This is a genomic window from Pseudonocardia xinjiangensis, assembly GCF_012911925.1.
GTDB lineage: Bacteria > Actinomycetota > Actinomycetes > Mycobacteriales > Pseudonocardiaceae > Pseudonocardia > Pseudonocardia xinjiangensis.
The window spans coordinates 1-18,249 of record NZ_JAAXKY010000039.1 but is presented as its reverse complement, the minus strand read 5'-3'; the positions used below and the strand labels follow the sequence as shown (position 1 = coordinate 18,249).

At 73.2% G+C, this 18,249-nt stretch carries 19 protein-coding genes; 7 read left to right on the top strand and 12 right to left on the bottom strand.

Features of this window, described 5'->3' with window-relative positions:
* Positions 1-81: 81 nt before the first annotated feature.
* The gene (locus tag HF577_RS14210; protein WP_169396308.1) at positions 82-615 is read right to left on the bottom strand and encodes a GNAT family N-acetyltransferase; all 534 of its coding nucleotides are present in this window, start codon (positions 613-615) and stop codon (positions 82-84) included.
* Between the two features lie 40 nt (positions 616-655).
* On the opposite strand from HF577_RS14210, the gene HF577_RS14205 reads away from it, so the two are divergent.
* Positions 656-1,219 carry a helix-turn-helix domain-containing protein gene (locus HF577_RS14205; RefSeq protein ID WP_169396307.1) on the top strand — a complete coding sequence of 188 codons (564 nt, stop codon included), beginning with the start codon at positions 656-658 and terminating at the stop codon, positions 1,217-1,219.
* 49 nt (positions 1,220-1,268) lie between these two features.
* Here the strand turns inward: HF577_RS14205 and HF577_RS14200 are convergent, their stop codons facing one another.
* From HF577_RS14200 to larE, 9 genes are all read right to left on the bottom strand, one after another.
* Entirely contained in the window at positions 1,269-3,065 is a 1,797-nt protein-coding gene (locus HF577_RS14200) for an IlvD/Edd family dehydratase (protein WP_169396306.1), read from the bottom strand.
* Positions 3,066-3,083: 18 nt separating this feature from the next.
* Positions 3,084-3,881, bottom strand: a complete 798-nt coding sequence (locus tag HF577_RS14195; protein WP_211174259.1) for an SDR family NAD(P)-dependent oxidoreductase — start codon at positions 3,879-3,881, stop codon at positions 3,084-3,086.
* Positions 3,857-5,410: a UxaA family hydrolase gene (locus HF577_RS14190; RefSeq protein WP_169396305.1), complete on the bottom strand. Its 1,554-nt coding sequence runs from the start codon at positions 5,408-5,410 to the stop codon at positions 3,857-3,859. Before HF577_RS14190 ends, HF577_RS14195 begins: the two co-directional genes overlap by 25 nt.
* Entirely contained in the window at positions 5,410-6,759 is a 1,350-nt protein-coding gene (locus tag HF577_RS14185; protein WP_169396304.1) for a nickel pincer cofactor-dependent isomerase, group 22, read from the bottom strand. Before HF577_RS14185 ends, HF577_RS14190 begins: the two co-directional genes overlap by 1 nt.
* 12 nt (positions 6,760-6,771) lie before the next feature.
* Positions 6,772-7,767 carry a 4-hydroxythreonine-4-phosphate dehydrogenase PdxA gene (pdxA, locus tag HF577_RS14180; protein ID WP_169396303.1) on the bottom strand — a complete coding sequence of 332 codons (996 nt, stop codon included), beginning with the start codon at positions 7,765-7,767 and terminating at the stop codon, positions 6,772-6,774.
* On the bottom strand, positions 7,764-8,840 hold the full coding sequence (locus tag HF577_RS14175) for a four-carbon acid sugar kinase family protein (protein WP_169396302.1): 1,077 nt from the start codon (positions 8,838-8,840) through the stop codon (positions 7,764-7,766). The genes pdxA and HF577_RS14175 overlap by 4 nt, the downstream gene beginning before the upstream one ends.
* Positions 8,841-8,925: 85 nt before the next feature.
* Complete coding sequence (gene larC, locus HF577_RS14170; protein WP_169396301.1) at positions 8,926-10,053, bottom strand: nickel pincer cofactor biosynthesis protein LarC; 1,128 nt, start codon at positions 10,051-10,053, stop codon at positions 8,926-8,928.
* Entirely contained in the window at positions 10,050-10,715 is a 666-nt protein-coding gene (larB, locus tag HF577_RS14165) for a nickel pincer cofactor biosynthesis protein LarB (protein ID WP_169396300.1), read from the bottom strand. Before larB ends, larC begins: the two co-directional genes overlap by 4 nt.
* Positions 10,716-10,725: 10 nt before the next feature.
* Positions 10,726-11,598 (bottom strand): ATP-dependent sacrificial sulfur transferase LarE, encoded by an 873-nt coding sequence (gene larE, locus HF577_RS14160; RefSeq protein ID WP_246266351.1) that lies wholly within the window; start codon positions 11,596-11,598, stop codon positions 10,726-10,728.
* 179 nt (positions 11,599-11,777) lie between these two features.
* Here larE and HF577_RS14155 point away from each other — a divergent pair, with 179 nt between their 5' ends.
* The 4 genes from HF577_RS14155 to HF577_RS14140 all read left to right on the top strand — a co-directional run bounded on the left by HF577_RS14155 (position 11,778) and on the right by HF577_RS14140 (position 14,717).
* Entirely contained in the window at positions 11,778-12,176 is a 399-nt protein-coding gene (locus tag HF577_RS14155; protein ID WP_169396299.1) for an STAS domain-containing protein, read from the top strand.
* 65 nt (positions 12,177-12,241) lie between these two features.
* Positions 12,242-12,682: an ATP-binding protein gene (locus HF577_RS14150; RefSeq protein ID WP_312859127.1), complete on the top strand. Its 441-nt coding sequence runs from the start codon at positions 12,242-12,244 to the stop codon at positions 12,680-12,682.
* On the top strand, positions 12,679-13,458 hold the full coding sequence (locus HF577_RS14145) for a SigB/SigF/SigG family RNA polymerase sigma factor (RefSeq protein WP_169396297.1): 780 nt from the start codon (positions 12,679-12,681) through the stop codon (positions 13,456-13,458). The genes HF577_RS14150 and HF577_RS14145 overlap by 4 nt, the downstream gene beginning before the upstream one ends.
* A gap of 38 nt (positions 13,459-13,496) precedes the next feature.
* Entirely contained in the window at positions 13,497-14,717 is a 1,221-nt protein-coding gene (locus tag HF577_RS14140) for an NAD(P)/FAD-dependent oxidoreductase (protein WP_169396296.1), read from the top strand.
* A 13-nt stretch (positions 14,718-14,730) separates the two neighbouring features.
* Here the strand turns inward: HF577_RS14140 and HF577_RS14135 are convergent, their stop codons facing one another.
* Complete coding sequence (locus HF577_RS14135) at positions 14,731-14,952, bottom strand: DUF3618 domain-containing protein (protein WP_169396295.1); 222 nt, start codon at positions 14,950-14,952, stop codon at positions 14,731-14,733.
* 141 nt (positions 14,953-15,093) lie between these two features.
* Between HF577_RS14135 and bcp the strand changes: the two genes are divergently transcribed.
* Positions 15,094-15,561 carry a thioredoxin-dependent thiol peroxidase gene (gene bcp, locus HF577_RS14130; RefSeq protein WP_169396294.1) on the top strand — a complete coding sequence of 156 codons (468 nt, stop codon included), beginning with the start codon at positions 15,094-15,096 and terminating at the stop codon, positions 15,559-15,561.
* On the opposite strand, the gene HF577_RS14125 is transcribed toward bcp, so the two are convergent.
* A complete protein-coding gene (locus tag HF577_RS14125; protein WP_169396293.1) occupies positions 15,551-16,912 on the bottom strand; it encodes a 6-phospho-beta-glucosidase in 1,362 nt (453 codons plus the stop codon). The genes bcp and HF577_RS14125 overlap by 11 nt on opposite strands.
* A 161-nt stretch (positions 16,913-17,073) precedes the next feature.
* On the opposite strand from HF577_RS14125, the gene HF577_RS14120 reads away from it, so the two are divergent.
* The coding region (locus HF577_RS14120; RefSeq protein ID WP_312859126.1) for a PfkB family carbohydrate kinase at positions 17,074-18,249 on the top strand (1,176 nt) is incomplete at its 3' end.

Genomic DNA, 18,249 nt, shown 5'->3' with positions numbered 1-18,249 from the left:
AGCGGAAACAGATGATGGACAAAAACGGCTGGTCGGGTCAATGCACCATCCGCACCACGGATGGACATCGGCTGCGCGCAGTCAGCTGAGCGCGGCCGGCGGACCCTCGTCGGCGCCGATGGCGCGCTGGACGAAGGCGACGTCGTGCCACCTGCCGTGCTTCCAGCCGAGGCGGCGGAAGGTCCCGGCCTCCTCGAACCCCATCGCGCGGTGCAGGCCGACGCTCGCGTCGTTGGGCAGGGTCATGCCGGCGACGACGGTGCGGAACCCCCGCCCGGCCAGCCGCGCGAGCAGCGCCTCGTAGAGGACCCGTCCCCCGCCGGTGCGCCGCCTGCCGCGCTCCAGGTAGACGCTGACCTCGCACGACCAGTCGTACGCCGCGCGCGACCGGAACGGGCCGCCGTAGGCGTAGCCGACCACCTGGCCCTGCTCCTCCAGCACGAGCCAGGCGTGGGTGCGCACGGCGTCGGCGATGCGCCGGGCCATCACCGCCGGTTCCGGCGGATGGTCCTCGAACGAGACCGCGGTGTCGGTCACGTACGGGGCGTAGATCGCCGCGCACGCCTCGGCGTCGGACTCGCAGGCGTCCCGGATCACGGTAGCCACAGCTGTCATGGCGATCATAGTAGGCGGAAGGTTCCCTATAGTGGCAGCCGTGAGCGACCCCCTGTCCGCGTCCCTCGCGGCCACCCTCGCCGCCGCCCGCCGCGAACGCGCCCTCTCGGTCAACGCTCTCGCGGAGCGGTCCGGCGTCTCACGGGCGATGATCGGCAAGGTCGAACGCGCCGAGGCGCAACCGACCGCCGCGCTGCTCGGACGCCTGTCGGCGGCGCTGGGGATGACGCTCTCCGAGCTGGTCGCCAGGGCGGAGGGCGGCGAGCGGCGGCTCGCGAGAGCGGCGGAGCAGCCGACGTGGACCGATCCGGAGACCGGCTACCGGCGCCGAGCGGTGTCACCGGTGAGCGGGGGGCCGCTCGAGCTGGTGGAGGTCGAGCTCCCCGCGGGAGCCGAGGTCTCCTTCGGCGCCGACACCTACGCCTTCCGGCACCAGCAGATCTGGGTGCTGGAGGGCCTGCTCGTGTTCCGGGAGGGCGACACGGAGCACGGGCTCGCCGCGGGCGACTGCCTGCAGCTCGGACCGCCTGCCCCCTGCACGTACGCCAACCGGACGCGGGAGCCGGTGCGCTACCTGGTGGCGCTCAGCAAGCGCGCAGGCTGACCCACCGACCGGGCTCCCGCCGCAGGCACGGCGGGAGCCCGGTCGCCCGTCAGTGGTTGTCGCGGGGCACGCCCATGGTCTGGGCCACCCGCTGGTAGGCCACCGCGGGCTTGAGCACCATGCCGCCCGACAGCTGGTCGACCATCGAGCGCTGGATCTCCTGCCACGGAGTCTGCGACGGAGGGATCGGGTAGCCGCCGGCCTCCGCCAGCTGACGGCGGCGCTCCGCCAGCTCCCCGGCGTCGATGAGGATGTCGGCCGTGCCCTTGTCGAGGTCGATGCGCACGGTGTCGCCGGTGCGCAGCACCGCCAGGCCGCCGCCTGCCGCGGCCTCCGGTGAGGCGTTGAGGATCGACGGCGAGCCCGAGGTGCCCGACTGGCGGCCGTCACCGATGCACGGGAGCGAGTGCACCCCCCGCTTGATCATCGCGGCAGGCGGCTGCATGTTGACCACCTCGGCCGAGCCCGGATGACCCAGCGGACCCCCACCCCGGATGACCAGCAGGCAGTCCTCGTCGATCTCGAGGTCGGGGTCGTCGATGCGGGCGTGGTAGTCCTCCGAGCCGTCGAAGACGATGGCGCGGCCCTGCAGGATGTTGGGGTGGTCCGGGTCGCTCAGGTAGCGCTCCCGGAACTCCGCCGAGATCACGCTCGTCTTCATGATCGCGCAGTCGAAGAGGTTGCCGCTCAGCACGAGGAAGCCGGCGTCGTCGACCAGCGCGTGGTCGAAGGTGCGGATCACCTCGCGGTCGGTGGCGACGGTGGCGCGGCAGTTCTCCCCGATCGTCGCCCCGTTCACGGTGCGGGCGCCCTCGCGGATGAGGCCGTGGGCCATCAGCTCGTTGACCACGGCAGGAACGCCACCGGCGCGGTGGAACTCCTCGCCGAGGTACTTGCCCGCCGGCTGCAGGTCGACGATCAGCGGCACGGTGAGCCCGATCCGCTGCCACTCCTCCATCGCCAGGGGGACGCCCACGTGTCGCGCGATCGCGGTGATGTGGATGGGCGCGTTGGTGGAGCCGCCGATCGCGGAGTTGACGACGATGGCGTTCTCGAAGGCCTCCCGCGTGAGGATGTCCGACGGCTTGAGGTCCTCGTGCACCATCTCGACGATCCGCCGCCCGGTGGCGTGGGCGATGCGGGCGCGGTCGCGGTGGGGGGCCGGGATCGCCGCACACCCGGGAAGGCTCATCCCGAGCGACTCGGCCAGCGCGTTCATCGTGGACGCGGTGCCCATCGTGTTGCAGTGCCCCGGCGAGGGCGCCGAGGACGCCACGAGCTCCACGAACTCGGCCTCGTCGATCTCCCCGGCGGCCAGCATCTCCCTGGCCTTCCAGACGATCGTGCCCGAGCCGGTGCGCTCGCCGTTGTACCAGCCGTTGAGCATCGGGCCGCCGGACAGCACGATCGCCGGGATGTTCACCGTGGCCGCCGCCATCAGGCACGCCGGCGTGGTCTTGTCGCAGCCGGTGGTCAGCACCACCCCGTCCAGCGGGTAGCCGTAGAGCACCTCGACCAGCCCGAGGTAGGCCAGGTTGCGGTCGAGCGCCGCCGTGGGGCGCTTGCCGGTCTCCTGGATGGGGTGCACGGGGAACTCGAACGCGATGCCGCCCATCTCGCGGATGCCCTCGCGCACCCGGTCGGCCAGCACGAGGTGGTGGCGGTTGCAGGGCGACAGGTCCGAGCCGGTCTGGGCGATGCCGATGATCGGCCGGCCGGACTGCAGCTCCTCCCGGGTCAGCCCCCAGTTCATGTACCGCTCGATGTACAGCGCTGTCATCCCCGGGTTGTCCGGGTTGTCGAACCACGCCTGGCTACGCAGACGCCGCGGCTCGTCGCCGTTCATGCAGGGCTCCGATCGTCCTCAGGGGGTGAGCTGGCCGCCGTTGATCTCGAGCACCTGGCCGGTGATGTAGCCGCTCATCGCGGGCGAGGAGAGGAACAGCACCGCGCCGACGCACTCGTCGGGCCGTCCGGGACGCCCCATCGGGATGCCGCTGACCATGGCGTCCATCTGGGCGTCCGAGGTGTGCCGCTCGTGGAACGGGGTGGTGATGATGCCCGGCGCCACCGCGTTGACGCGGATGCCGTCGGTGGCGAGCTCCTTGGCGAGGCCGCGGGTGAAGGTGCTGACCGCGCCCTTGGACGTGGCGTACGCGACCGACCCGCCTGCGCCGCCCGTGCGCGCGGCCACCGACGTGACGTTGACGATCGAGCCGGCGCCCTGACCGCGCATCACCGGGATGGCCTGGCGGCTCGTGGCGAAGACCGACGTCAGGTTGATGTCCATCACGCGGGCGAAGTCCTCGTCGGACATGTCGGTGATGGGGATGCGGTGCAGGAGGTCGCCCGCGTTGTTCACCAGCACGTCCAACCGGCCGTGCCGGGAGACGACGCCGTCCACGAGGGCCGCCGCCGCGGCGGGCTCCGCGAGGTCCGCCGCCGCGCTGGTGGCCGTGCCCCCTGCCTCCTGGATCGCGCTCACGACCTTCTCCGCCCCCTCGCGGTTGCGGTGGTAGTGCACCACCACCCGCGCGCCGAGGCCGGCGAAGCCCTCGGCCACGGCCGCGCCGATCCCGCTGCTGGCGCCCGTGACGAGCACGACCTGGTCACCGAAGTCGAGCATTCCGTCCCCCATCACATGACCGCCCCGAGCTGCCACGGCACGAACTCCTCCTGGCCGAAGCCCAGCTCCTCGCTGCGCGTCCGGCGCCCGGACGCCGTGTCGAGGATGAGCTGGAACAGCTCCCGGCCCACCTCCTGCACCGACGCCGAGCCGTCCACGATCACCCCGCAGTTGAGGTCCATGTCCTCGGCCATCCGCTCGTACATCTCGGTGTTCGTGGCGAGCTTCAGGCTGGGGGTGGGCTTGCAGCCCAGCACCGAGCCGCGTCCGGTGGTGAAGCACATGACCGTGGCGCCGCCCGCGACGATGCCGGTGACCGAGACGGGGTCGTAGCCGGGCGTGTCCATGAACGTGAAACCCCGGTCGGTGACCTTCTCGGCGTAGCCGTACACGGCCGTCAGGTTGGTCGTCCCGCCCTTCGCCACGGCGCCGAGCGACTTCTCCAGGATCGTGGTGAGGCCGCCTGCCTTGTTGCCCGGCGAGGGGTTGTTGTCCATCGACCCGTTGTTGGCGGCGGTGTAGCGCTCCCACCACCGGATCCGCTCGACGAGCCGGTCGGCGACCTCCGGGCTCACGGCCCGGCGGGTCAGCAGGTGCTCGGCGCCGTAGATCTCCGGCGTCTCCCCGAGCACCGCGGTGCCGCCGTGGCGCACCAGCAGGTCGACGGCGGCACCCAGCGCCGGGTTCGCGGTGATGCCGGAGTAGGCGTCCGAACCACCGCAGTTGAGGCCGAGCACGAGCTCGCTCGCCGGGACCGTGGTGCGGCTCACCTCGTTGGCGGCCGGGAGCATCTCGAGCAGCGCCTTGGTGCCGGCCCGCACGGTGGCAGCGGTGCCGCCCTGCTCCTGGATCGTCATCGTGCGCACGGGCGTGGCGGGGTGGATGGTCCACTCGTCGGCGACGGCGGAGATCTGGTTGACCTCGCAGCCCAGCCCGAGCATCAGGAAGCCCGCGAAGTTCGGGTGCTCGGCGTAGCCGGTGAGCGTGCGCTGGAGGACGGCGAGGCCTTCGCCGTCGGCGGCCATCCCGCACCCGGTGCCGTGGGTCAGCGCCACGACGCCATCGACGTTCGGGAAGTCGTCGAGCAGCCCGGGCCTGCGGAACTGGTCGGCGATGAGCTTGGCCGTGGTGGCCGAGCAGTTCACCGAGGTGAGGATGCCCAGGTAGTTGCGGGTCGCGACGCGGCCGTCTGCCCGCACAATGCCCTGGAAGGTGGCCCGCTCCTCGTCGGGCACCAGCTCCGTCGGCGTGACGTCGGCGCCGACGGCGTAGTCGCGCTCGAACGCCTTGAACTCGACGTTGTGCGTGTGCACGTGGTCACCGGGCTCGATCGCGACCGTGGCGAACCCGATGATCTGGTTGTACTTGCGGACGGGCTCGCCCACCGGGATGGCGGCGGTGGCGACCTTGTGCCCCCTTGGCACGGCCTGGCGCAGCGTGAGACCGGCCGCGGCCGTCCCCTCGTCGAGGTCGCGGTAGGCGACCACGACGTTGTCGGCGGCGTGCAGCCGCACGCCGATCTCCTCGGCGGACCCGACATCCTCGTAGGGTTCTGCCACGGTCATCAGCTCTCTCCGGTGGTGGTCGGGGCGGTGGAGGTCGGGGCATGGGTCCCGGACAGCAGCCGCCCGTCGGAGTCGAAGGCCATGGGCACGGCGTCGCCCGTGATCTTCAGGCCCGGGTGGTCCAGCACCTGGTCACGCAGCGACTCCGACACCCACAGGTGCTCCAGGTCCAGCGTGTTGCGCATCCGCACCAGCGTGACGCCCTCGAAGTCGGGGCGCCCGCAGGTGAGGATCGCGGCGGCGATGGTGCTGCGGTCGTCCGGCATCGCCATCGGGATCTGGGCGCGCTGCGGACCGCCGAGCCCTGAGGTCATCGCGTTGATGTAGACGCTGCGCAGGTCGAGCCGCTCCAGGAGCCGGAACGGGACGAAGTCGGCGAGCCCGAGCCCGACGGCGTTGCCGTGGGAGGCGTCGCTCACGTCCAGCACCGCGATGTTGCTGATGCGCGGCCGCTCGAACTCGGCGCTGCCGCGGATCATCATCCGCCCGATCACGTTGGTGTCCATGCCGGACCCGGAGAAGTTCTTCCCCATCAGGTCGACCACGGCTACGTCGATCTCGTCGAAGGGCAGCGTCGCCATCCGCCGCTTGGCGTCGGCCAGCAGCGCCGTTTCCGCCGGACCGCCGATGTCCCGGGCGTCGAGCAGCTCGATCCGGGCCGCCCGGTCACCGGCGTTCTCGATGATGGCCAGCCCGCCGAGCACCTTGCCCGTCTCGATGATCCGGCCGGCCACCTGCGGGACCCAGACACCCAGGTTCGCCGGACCGAACCGGTGGATGCCCTCGGCACCGCGCTGCTTCCCCAGCCCGATGGCGATGATCTTCGCGAGGCCGCTCTCGATCTCGGCCGAGAAGTCGGTGTGCGCCTTCACCCGGTTGACCGCGAGGATGCCGTCGGCCTTGGCCGCGTTGGCGTCGAGGTGCACCGCCGGGCCGCCGGGCAGGCGGTCCAGCTCGACCGTCTCCATCGTGGCGCGGATCGGCATGCCGAGCGTCTCCTCGGTCATCCCGAGGTCGGCCAGCATCTCCACCTGGCCCTCGGCCGTGGCACCGCCGTGCGAGCCCATCGCGGGCACGACGAACGGCTCGGCACCGGCTGCGCGCAGCCACTCCCCCGCAGCGCGGACCACCTCGCGCTTGTCGTGGATGCCGCGGCTCCCGGCGGTGATCGCCACCGTCATGCCGGGGGTGACCCGGGCCCGCAGCGGCTCCAGCGCGGAGGCGGTGGCCGCCGCCACGTCCTCGACGCGCGTGGCGTCGAAGTCCTGCCGGACGGGCAGCAGCCGCGGGAAGGGCGCATCGAAGTGCAGGGGGCGCACCGCCTCGAACGGGCCCAGGTCAGCGGACACGGCTCTCTCCCCTCAGGTACGGGCGGCGGCGCGCGCCTTCGCCATCGCCGCCCCGACCGTGATGGCCTCGACGAGGCTGTCCGCGCTCGCCCGCCCGGTGCCGGCGATGTCGAAGGCCGTGCCGTGGTCGACGCTCGTGCGCACGATCGGCAGCCCGATCGTGGCGTTCACGCCGGTCTCGAAGCCGAGGACCTTCACGGCGATGTGGCCCTGGTCGTGGAACATCGCGATCGCCACGTCGAAGTCGCCCGCGACGGCGCGCCCGAACAGCGTGTCGGCTGGCCACGGGCCGCTGGCGGCGATCCCCTCGGCCTTCGCCTGCTCGATGGCCGGGATGATGACCTGCGCCTCCTCGTCACCGAACAGGCCGCCCTCGCCTGCGTGCGGGTTGAGGCCCGCGACCCCGACGGACGGCTCGTCGATGCCCATGTCACGCAGCGCGCGGTCGGCGAGCCGGATCGTGGTCAGCACGCGCTCGGTGGTGACGCGCTCGAGCATCTGCCGGATCCCGACGTGCGTGGTGACGTGCACGACCCGCAGCTTCAGCGCGGTGAGCATCATCGCGAAGTCGGTGGTGCCGGTGAGGTCGGCGAGGATCTCCGTGTGGCCGGGGTAGGGGTGCCCGGCGAGCGCGATGGCCTCCTTGTTCAGGGGTGCGGTGACGATGCCGTCGATCTCACCGGCCAGCGCCAGCGCGACCGCGCGCTCGACACCCTCGAACGCGATCTGGCCCGCCTCGGCGGAGAGCTTCCCCACGGGGACGGCGACGTCGGACGGAACCGCGATCACGTCGAGCGTCCCCGGCTCGAAGCGCGCCTCCGCCGGAGTGGCCACCGCGTGCAGTGCGGGAGCGTCGGCCACCACGGCGGCGGCCGCGCGCAGAGCCTCGAGGCTCCCGATCGCGACGAGCCTCACATCGGCGATCCGCGGGTCACCCGCGGCCTTCAGGGTGACTTCGGGTCCGATTCCTGCCGGATCCCCGACGGTCAGGCCGAGCAGCGGTGTCATGAGTTGTCCTCCAGTGCCTCCGCGGCGCGGCACAGCGCATCGTTCGCACCGAACCCGCCGGATTTGGTGACCGTCGGGATCCGGCGGTCCCCCACCACCATCTCACCCTTCGGCAGCCCCGCCGTCACCTCGGACAACAGGCGCAGTTCGCCCGCTCCGAGTGCCGTCGCCACGCCGAGGGCGGTGGCGCCGCCGGTGAGGACCAGCCCGGCGGACGGCGCCGCGGCGAGTACGTCCGCCGCGGCCTTCGCCAGGTCGACGCCCAGTGCCACCGCCTGGGGGCTGTCCGGTTCGACCTCGCCGGGGACCTCGCTGGTCAGCACGACCCGCCGGCCGGCCCGCAATGCGGCGGCCGCCGTCTCGACCGGGGAGCGGCCCGTGTCGCCGATCACGACGAACTCGGCCCCGTCCTCGAGGACGCAGGTCGTCTGGGACCTGGTGACCGGGTGCGCCGTGCCGACCACGAGCAGCACGCCCGTGACCGGGCCGCCGCGCTGTGGCGGACGGCCCGGGTGGCCGAGCAGGGCGGCGAGCGCACGGGACAGCCCACCCGACCCGACCGCGACGGCCCCGTCCTCGACGATCCGGCGCGCGATGTCCGTCAGGTGGTCGTCGTGCTCGGCGTCGGCCACGTGGACCCCGGGCGGGAAGTGGTCCCCGACCCGTTCGACGGTGGTCGCGCCGTGGACCACGAGAGCACCGTCACGGACCGCGCGGCCCTGGGCGGGAAAGGCGGGGGTGGCGACCGCACTGCCGCCGCCCCAGGCGTCCAGCGCGACCTCGACGTCGGCGAGCACCCGCCCGCGCAACGTCGAGTCGATCTTGACGAACAGCATCTCGGGACCCCACTCCCGGATGCGGGAGACCGCGGCCCGCATCCGCTGCGCAGCCTCCGGCGCCGGACGCCAGCGGTTGTCGGTGAGCAGGGCGAGCACCTCGGCGTCCCCGGGCAGGGGGCCGGACAGTGCGACGGAGACGGCCAGCCCGCGTGCGGCGAAGGGAGCCGCGGCGTCGGCGGCACCGGTCAGGTCGTCGGCGACGACGGCCAGCTGACGGACGGTGCCTGTGGCCACTCGGGCGATGACCTCCGTCGGTGGGGGGCAGCTTCTCCTCGAAGCTACGTGCAAGCGCTTTCCGATGTCAACGGGACCGCGGCCGCTACTCCGCCACGGCGTCGCGTGCCCGGCGCGCGACCTCGCGGAGCGGCAGGCCGAGCGCGGTGGCCGCCGCCGCGACGTCGTCGTGCTCCGGCTTGGCGCCCCACGGTCCGTGCTTGACCCGGACCTGCTGCCCGTCGACGTCCACGGTACTCGTGCTGCGGGGCAGGGCCAGCCGGTCGACCGGGCTGCGGCGCAGCCCGAGGCTCCCGGTCTCGGCGAACACGATCCGCTCGCAGCCCGCCGCCCGTTCCGGCGTGGTGAGCACGTGGACGGTGTGCGCCGGACGGCCCTTCTTCATCACGATCGGCGAGAGCCACGCGTCCGCAGCGCCCGCGGCGAGCAGCTGACCGACCAGGTGCCCGAGCACCTCGCCGGTGACGTCGTCGACGTTCGTCTCCAGCAGCACCATCGGGGTGGCGGCGTCCTCGGCGGCGCCGAGCACGGCCTGCAGGACGTTCGGGCGCTCGGGTGGGTTCCTCGTGCCCGCGCCGTACCCCACGGCCCGCAGCGCCATCGTGGGCACGGGCCCGAACCGCGCCCCTGCCGCGAGCAGCAGGGCGGCGCCGGTGGGCGTCACGGTCTCGCCGGTGCCCGCCCCGGTCACCTGCGCACCCGCCGCGGTGAGCAACGCCACCGTGGCGGGCGCCGGGACGGGCAGGACGCCGTGGCGGGTGGAGACGGTGCCGGACCCCAGGGCGAGCGGGCCGCAGTGCACCTCGGTGACGTCGAGCAGCTGCAGCGCCGCCGCGACACCCACCGTGTCGACCACGGTGTCCAGCCCACCGATCTCGTGCAGGTGGACCTCGGCGGGGTCGCTGTCGTGGATCCCCGCCTCCACCTCGGCGACGGCCCGCACGGCCCGTTCGGCCAGCGGGGTCCCGGCCCGCTCCACGTGCGCCAGCAGCGCGGCCGCGCTGCGGTCGGTGGCGTCGTCGGAGACGGTGACCACGGCCCTGGTCGCGCCCACGGCCCCGCGCGTCACCCGCTCGGCGTCGAGGCTCCAGCCGGAGAGACCGGTTCGCGCCACGGCCTCCCGGATCCCGTCGAGCGGGGCACCCAGGTCCAGCAGGGCTCCGAGCAGCATGTCACCGGAGATGCCGCTGACGGGGTTGAGCCAGAGGATCACCGGGAGCCCGCCATCCGGTGTGCGGCCACCGCAGCACCGAACCCGGAGTCGATGTTCACCACGACGAGACCCGGAGCACAGGAGCTGAGCATGGCGAGCAGCGGCGTGACGCCCTCGAACGTCGCCCCGTACCCCACCGAGGTGGGCACGGCGATCACCGGGCAGCCGACGAGCCCGCCCACCACGCTCGGCAGGGCGCCCTCCATCCCGGCGATGCAGATCACGGCGTCGGCCCCGGCCAGTACCTCGACCTCGGCCAGCAGCCGGTGGATGCCGGCGACGCCGACGTCACGCAGCTCACGAACGTCGAGGCCGACGGCACCGGCCACCGCGGCCGCCTCGGCCGCCACCGGCGCGTCGGAGGTGCCGGCGGAGACGACGACCACACGGAACGCGCGCCGCGGCGCGGGCCGCCACACGAGCAGGCGGGCGGCCGGGTCGTGCTGCCCACCGGGAACGGCGGCGCCGACCGCAGCAGCGACCTCGTCGGAGAGCCTGGTCACGAGCACCGGGCCGGTGTTGGCGGCGAGCAGGGACCGCACGACGCCGATGATCTGCTCGGACGTCTTGCCGGGGCCGTAGACCACCTCCGGCAGGCCGAGCCGCCGTTCGCGGCCCGTGTCGGCCCTGGCGTAGCCCAGATCCTCGAAACCGTCGGTCATGGCCGGCCGGTCATCGGCCGGTCGGCATGACGGCCGGCTGGGCCGGCATGCCGAGCAGGACGTTCATCCGGCCGCTCGCGAACCCCTGCAGGTCCAGCGCGCAGAACTCGAACCCGGCCGTGCGGACGGCCGCGTCCAGCTCCGCACGCAGCGCTGCGGCGCGTGGCACCTCGTCGGCGGGAACCTCGATCCTCGCGACCGAGCCACCGCTGTGGGCCCGCACCCGGCAGACCGGGAACCCCAGCGCCCGCACCTCGACCTCGGCCCGCTCGATGCGATGCAGCAGGCCGGGCGTCACCGGCTCCCCGTACGCCACCCGTGAGGAGAGACACGCCGCCGCCGGCTTCTCCGCGGTGACCAGCCCCATGGCCGCACTCACCCGGCGGACCTCGGCCTTGCCGAACCCGGTGTCGACGAGCGGCGCGATCGCCCCGCGCGCGGTGGCGGCCCGCTGGCCCGGCCGGTGGTCGCCCAGATCGTCGAGGTTCGTGCCGAGCGCGATGCGCGCCCCCGACAGCGCGGCGAGGGGTGCGAGCGCGTCGAACAGCGCGGACTTGCAGTGGAAGCAGCGGTCGCCGGAGTTGGCGACGTACTCGGGACGGTCGAGCTCGTCGGTGTCCACCTCCACGTGCGCCATGCCCCGGCCGCGGGCGAACTCCTTCGCTGCCGCGCGCTCCGCGCGGGGCAGGCTGGCCGAGACGGCCGTGACCGCCACGGCCCGCTCCCCCAGCTCCTCGGCCGCCACCGCGGCCACGAGTGCCGAGTCGACCCCGCCCGAGAACGCCACGAGCAGCCGTTGTTCGCTGCGCAGCCGACCCCGCAGAGCGGTGAGCAGGGCGTCGTCCGGTTGCTGCGGATGCATCGCGTCACTGTAGGTGCGCATCGTGCGCACCCACCACCGGACGGTGGAGCGGTGTGCCGCCGCCCCCGGACGCCGGGGTAGGGTCGACCCGACGACGCCCCGACCCCAACCGTTCGACGCCGGGGTTCCACCGGAGCTCCGGACGGGTCCTGCCCGATCCGCACCGGGGCAGCATCCGACCGGCGCCGGAGGTGGAGAACATGCCCGACCCCGCACCACCCGGCTCGGAAGCGACCGCTTCCGACACCGCGAGTGAGTTCCTCGACACCACAATCACGCGGCCCCGCACCGGCACCGCCGTCCTCGAGGTGGAGGGCGAGGTCGACACCCTCACCGCCCCCCGGTTCTCGTCCGCGGTGGACGAACTGATGAGCAGCCACGAGCCCACGCTCGTCGTCGACCTCAGCGGTGTGACGTTCCTGGCCTCCAGCGGACTGGCCGTTCTCATCCAGGCCGCGCACCGGGCGGAGGAGCGCAGTGCGAGACTGCGCCTGGTCGCCGCCACCCGGGCCGTGCGGCGGCCGTTGGAGATCACCGGCACCGACCAGCTCTTCGACATGCACGAGAACGTGCACGACGCGACCGGCGGCGACGATTGATCCCCCAGACCCCGGGTAGCAAGATGACCGACGTTCACCGCACGACCGGAAGGAGACCCGGCAGCGTGTCCGACCTGGACGGCCCCTCGCCCGCCGAAACGCTCGACGGGGCCTCGACCGTCGAGGTGCGGACGACGGCCAGCGCCGCGCTGATCCCGACGATCCGCGCCGTCGCCTCCGACCTGGCCGCGCGGGCGGACTTCGACCTCGACGCCATCTCCGACCTGCGGATGGCCGTGGACGAGGCCTGCGCAACGCTCGTCGACGTCGCCGCACCGTCGTCGACACTGCAGTGCACCTTCCTGGTGCGCTCCGAGCGCATCGAGGTGCGGGCGGTGGTCCAGGCCGGGCACCCCGATGCCGAGGTCTCCACCGACACGTTCGGCTGGCGCGTGCTGCAGACCCTCGCCGACGACGTCGCCGTGTCCCACGAGCCGGGCACCGGCGGAGCGGGGCCGACGGTCGGCATCCGCCTGGACAAGCGCTCCGGCGATCTACCCCGGTGACCAGGGCCGATCCCGAGTACGGCCACCTCGCTCCCCTGCTCGAGCGCTACTCGACGCTGGAGCCGGACCACCCGGAACGCGAGGCGCTGCGCGAGGAGCTCGTGCGGGGATTCCTGCCGGTGGCGCAGCACATCGCCCGCCGTTTCTCCAACCGCGGTGAGCCGCTCGACGACCTCGTGCAGGTGGCGACCGTCGGTCTGATCAACGCCATCGACCGGTACTCCCCGGAGCGGGGCAGCGACTTCTTCTCCTTCGCCGTGCCCACGATCAGCGGCGAGGTCCGCAGGCACTTCCGCGACCTCGGCTGGTCGATGCGCGTGCCGCGCCGGCTCAAGGACCTCCACGTGTCGATCAACGGCGCGGTGTCGGAGCTGTCACAGAACCTCGGTCGTGCACCGAAGCCCACCGAGATCGCCGAGCTGCTCGGCGTCCCGGTCTCGGACGTGCTGGAGGGGCTGGAGGCCTCCGAGGCCTACCGCAGCTCGTCGCTGGACGAGATGCTCTCGTCCGAGCAGGGCAGCGCCACCGTCGGCGAGCTGGTCGGCGAGGCCGACGCCGAGCTGGACCGCGTCGACTTCCGGCAGGCGCTGCGTCCGGTGCTGTCCGAGCTCGCCGAACGCGAGCGCACCATCGTCCTGCTGCGGTTCTTCGGCAACATGACGCAGACGCAGATCGCCGACCGGGTCGGGATCTCGCAGATGCACGTGTCCCGGTTGCTGGCCCAGACCCTCGACCGACTCCGCACCCGGCTGGACCCCGAGACCCGCGTCAGCTGACGTGTTCGTCGGCATCGTTTCTGCGGAGGGGGCAGATCATGACCGGTCAACCTGAGCACGTGATGGTCGTCGGGGCGGGCCTCGCCGGCCTGCGCACCGTCGAGCAACTCCGTTCGGCAGGGTTCCAGGGGCGGATCAGCCTCGTGGGCGCGGAGCCGCACGCCCCCTACGACCGGCCGCCGCTGTCCAAACAGATCCTCACCGGCGACTGGGAGCCGGAGCGGATCGTGCTGGCCCAGCTCGACACGCTCGAGGACCTGGGGGTCCGCGTGCACCTGGGGATGGAGGCGGTGGCGCTGCGGCCCGGCGACGGCGGCAGCGGATGGGACCGGGGAGCCCCCGGCCACGAGCTGGAGCTGTCCGACGGCGCCACGCTCCACGGGGACGCCGTGGTGATCGCCACCGGGCTCGCGGCGAGGACGCTGCCCGGCCAGCCCGCCCACGTCTACACCCTGCGGACGCTGGACGACGCGCTCGCGCTGCGCGACACCCTGACCAGGATCGAGTCGCTGCTCGTGGTGGGCGGCGGGTTCATCGGCGCGGAGGTGGCCACCGCGGCCGTGCAGCGCGGGATAGCCGTGACCGTGCTGGAGGGGCTGCCGGTGGTGCTCGCCCGCGCGCTGGGGCCCGACGTCGGGGCGCTCGCCGGGCGACTGTTCACCGAGGGCGGGGTCGACCTGCACACCGGCGTGGCACTCACCGGGTTCACCGAACCGGCCGGTCCGGGCGTCGCGGTGGAGCTGGCGGACGGAACGACCCGTTCCGCGGACGCCGCCGTGGTCGGGATCGGCGGGGTGCCGCGGGTCGACTGGCTGGCCGATACCGGGATCGACCTCTCCAACGGGCTGGCCTGCGGGCCCACCGGGCGGATCCACGGTCTCGACGCGGCATGGGCCGTGGGCGACGTCGCCGCGTGGGACGACCCGGTGCACGGCGAGCGGTACCGGGACGAGCACTGGACGAGCGCCTCGGACCAGGCCGCGATGGCGGCGCGGGACATCCTGGGTGCCGCTCCACCACCTGCGACCGTGCCCTACTTCTGGTCCGACCAGTTCGGGCTCAAGATCCAGCTGCTCGGCCGCCCGGAGCTGGCCGACGCCGTCGTACAGCTGCACGGCACGGGTTTCGACGGCGGCCCCGTGCGGGGCACCGTCGCCGGCTACTTCGACGGCGACCGGCTGATGGCGGTGGTCGGCTTCGGGGCGGCCCGGATCGTCACCCGCTACCGCATGCAGGTGGCCGAGGCCGCGGTCGACTAGATCCCGGCCCCGGTCAGCGGAAGAGGCGGCGGATCATCGCAACGGCGATCAGCGCGCCCACCGCCATGAGGCCGTAGCGGATCCGCGGGTCGGTGAGCTGCTCCTGCACGCTCTCCCGGCCGGCGTCCACCAGGCGCTTCGGGTGGGCCCGCTCCCCCAGTGCGTCCAGGCTGTCGGCGAGCGCGTCCCTGGCCTGCTCGATCTCGCGCTGGATGGTGTCCGGGTCGCGCGCCACGATGCCTCCTACTGCTGTTCGCACTGTCACGACGAAGGTGCCACGACGAAGCTGTCACCGTAGATCACGCGTGCTCCGCCGGTGGGAGCGGCCGGGCGGGTCGGCGCGGCGCCCCCCGGCCGTGGTGCCAGTATCGCCGTCATGAGCACTCGACTGGCGGTGGGCGACGCCGCCCCGGACTTCACGCTTCCCGACGCCGACGGCAAGCCGGTGTCGCTGTCGGACTACCGCGGACGCCGGGTCATCGTCTACTTCTACCCCGCGGCGAGCACCCCCGGCTGCACCAAGCAGGCGTGCGACTTCCGCGACAGCCTCGCCGACCTCGGCGACGCGGGGCTCGAGGTCATCGGCATCTCGCCGGACAAGCAGGCCAAGCTCGCGAAGTTCCGCGACGCGGAGGGCCTGACCTTCCCCCTGCTGTCCGACCCCGACCGGGAGGTGCTCACCGCCTGGGGCGTCTACGGGGAGAAGCAGATGTACGGCAAGACCATCACGGGCGTGATCCGCTCGACGTTCCTGGTCGACCCGGACGGGAAGATCGAGCAGGCCCTGTACAACGTGCGCGCCTCCGGGCACGTGGCCAAGCTGCGTCGCGACCTCAAGGTCTGACCCCGGCGCCGAGCACCGCGGCCACCCCGGGCAGCTCCGCGCGGTAGGCGGCCACGAGGTCACGGGCGACGGCCACGGAGTCCACCAGCGGGTGCCCGGCGAAGGCCCGCACCGCCAGCGCGGCCGACCCCGTGACGGCGGCCTCGATGGTGTCCTGCTCCACCGCCTTGACCTGCTGTAGGAGCCCGAGCATCGACCCCGGCAACGGGTCGGTGGCCAGCGGTGTGACGCCGTGCGGGCCGACGAGGCAGGGCACCTCCACCACCGCATCGGCCGGCAGCCCGGGCACCGTCGCGCCGTTGCGGACGTTCAGGATCAGCGTGCGGCCGGCCCCGCCGGACAGGGCGGCCATCAGCTCCAGCGCCACCTGCTGGTAGCCCCCGACCGCCATGTCGGCGGCCTCCCGCTCGCCTGCCCCGCTCGCCCGGCGGCTCTCCGCCATGTACGTGGCGTCGCGCTCGTCCCGCACCTGCCTCCACCGCAGCAGCGCGTCGCCGGGGTCGGTGGCGGCCGCGGTGTCGTAGAAGCGCGCCTGCTGCTCGTGGAGGAACTCGCCGCGGGTGCGGGGGGCCGACCGGATCGCCGCCACGGCCTCCCGAGCGCAGTAGTAGTAGTACAGGTACTCGTTGGGCAGCGCCCCGATCGCGCGCGCCCAGTCCGGGCCCACGAGCCGGACCTCCTCGATCGACCGCAGCGCGGCGTCGTCGGCGAGCAGGTCCGGGAGCCGGTCGACCCCGTCCACCCGCAGCACCCGCAGCCAGCCGAGATGGTTCAGGCCCACATAGCCGACGCTCAGGTCGTCGCCGGCGTCGACGCCCATCCCCTGGATTGCGCGCACCGCCCGGTGCGCGAGTCCGACGGGCGAGTCGCAGATGCCCACCACCCGCTCACCGAGCACCCGCTGCATCGCCTCGGTGATCATCCCGGCCGGGTTGGTGAAGTTGATGACCCACGCCTGCGGCGCCACGTCGGCCACCCGCTCCGCCACGCGCATCGCCACCGGCACCGTGCGCAGCCCGAAGGCGATGCCCCCCGCGCCGGTGGTCTCCTGACCCAGCACCCCGTGGGCCAACGCGACACGCTCGTCCACGGTGCGCCCGGCCGCCCCGTCCACCCGGATCGCCGAGAACACGAACCGGGCGCCGTCCAGTGCGTCGTCGAGACGGGTGGTGGTGCGCACGGCCGGGGCTCCCGGACCGGACAGCTGGGCCAGCACGGCGCGGATCGCGGCCAGCCGCGGCTCCGACACGTCGTGCAGGACGACCTCGGTGACCGGCGAACCCCCCGCCGCCAGCGCGGCGTACACCAGGGGCACCCGGAAGCCGCCTCCGCCGAGGATGGTGAGCCTCATGCGATCGCCTGCCGGGACGGAACCACGCGCCGACGGTAACGCAGGGCGTCCTGCCATCCGAGTGAGCGAAGCCACACCCCGGGTGCGGTCGCATTGCCACGTGCGAGGAGCGGACGGCACTATCCGAAGAGCCAGGTTTTCTGGAGGGGGATGAGTTCGCTGTGAGCAGCGCAGCGCGCGACGCGCTGCCCGAGCCGCAGGCATCTGCGGCCGGGCCGCTCACCACGCCGCACGAAGCGGTCTGGTGGGACCCCCTCGTCGACGTCCGGGACGGCAACTGGCCCACCGTCGACGTGTTCATGTCCGGCACGGTCTTCCTCGACATCGTGTTCACCGGCCTGCCCGCACTCCCCGAGGCGGGCACCGAGGTCTGGGCCGCGGGAATGGCGTCGTGCCCCGGCGGAATCGCCAACCTGGCCGTCGCCGCCTCCCGGCTCGGGCTGCGCACCAGCCTCGCGGCAGGCTTCGGCGACGACGTCTACGCCGACTTCTGCTGGCGCACGCTCGCCGAGCAGGAGCGGGTCGACCTGAGCTCGTCGCGGCAGTTCGCGGGGTGGCACTCCCCCGTCACGGTCTCGATGGCCGTGCAGCGCGACCGCAGCATGGTCACCCACGCGCACAGCATCCCGATCACCGGTGACGCCCTGATCGGCACGCCGCCGCCGTCCCGTGCGGTGATCACCAGCATCGGCGGCGGTGCCGCCGACCCCGTCCTGCCCACCTGGGTGGCCCGCGCGCGGGAGAACGGCGCGATGATCTTCGCCGACGCGGGCTGGGACCCCACCGGCGTCTGGGACCCCGCCCTGTTCTCCTCGCTCGCCGGCTGCGACGCGTTCATGCCGAACGCCGTGGAGGCCATGAGCTACACCCGCACCGACAGCCCCCGCGACGCGCTGTACAAGCTCGCCGGGCACGTGCCGCTCGCCGTGGTCACCTGCGGCGGCGACGGTGCGATGGCCATCGACGCGGCCACCGGCGAGGAGGCCTCGGTCCCCGCGCTGCCGGTCGACGCCCTCGACCCCACCGGAGCGGGCGACGTCTTCGGTGCCGCACTGGTGCTGGGCACCATCGCGGGCTGGCCCCTCGAACACCGGCTGCTGTTCGCCGGGGTGTCCGCCGCGCTCGCCGTGCACGAGTTCGGCGGCTCGCTCGCCGCCCCCGGCTGGGGCGACATCAGGGACTGGTGGCAGGGAGTGGAGACCCAGGCTGCCGCGGGCCACCGCGGAGCCACCGAGCTCCGGAGCCGCTACGGCTTCCTCGACGACCTGGTCCCCCGCACCCACGTCTGCGGCGTCCGCCGCGCGGCCGCCACCATCGCCCGCCAGTCGGACCTGACC

Excerpts from the sequence above, each read along its gene's own strand:
- HF577_RS14210 (WP_169396308.1), bottom strand. The coding sequence starts at position 615 with ATGACAGCTGTGGCTACCGTGATCCGGGACGCCTGCGAGTCCGACGCC.
- HF577_RS14200 (WP_169396306.1), bottom strand. The coding sequence starts at position 3,065 with ATGAACGGCGACGAGCCGCGGCGTCTGCGTAGCCAGGCGTGGTTCGAC.
- HF577_RS14190 (WP_169396305.1), bottom strand. The coding sequence starts at position 5,410 with ATGACCGTGGCAGAACCCTACGAGGATGTCGGGTCCGCCGAGGAGATC.
- pdxA (WP_169396303.1), bottom strand. The coding sequence starts at position 7,767 with ATGACACCGCTGCTCGGCCTGACCGTCGGGGATCCGGCAGGAATCGGA.
- larB (WP_169396300.1), bottom strand. The coding sequence starts at position 10,715 with ATGACCGACGGTTTCGAGGATCTGGGCTACGCCAGGGCCGACACGGGC.
- larE (WP_246266351.1), bottom strand. The coding sequence starts at position 11,598 with ATGCGCACCTACAGTGACGCGATGCATCCGCAGCAACCGGACGACGCC.
- HF577_RS14155 (WP_169396299.1), top strand. The coding sequence starts at position 11,778 with ATGCCCGACCCCGCACCACCCGGCTCGGAAGCGACCGCTTCCGACACC.
- HF577_RS14140 (WP_169396296.1), top strand. The coding sequence starts at position 13,497 with ATGACCGGTCAACCTGAGCACGTGATGGTCGTCGGGGCGGGCCTCGCC.
- bcp (WP_169396294.1), top strand. The coding sequence starts at position 15,094 with ATGAGCACTCGACTGGCGGTGGGCGACGCCGCCCCGGACTTCACGCTT.
- HF577_RS14125 (WP_169396293.1), bottom strand. The coding sequence starts at position 16,912 with ATGAGGCTCACCATCCTCGGCGGAGGCGGCTTCCGGGTGCCCCTGGTG.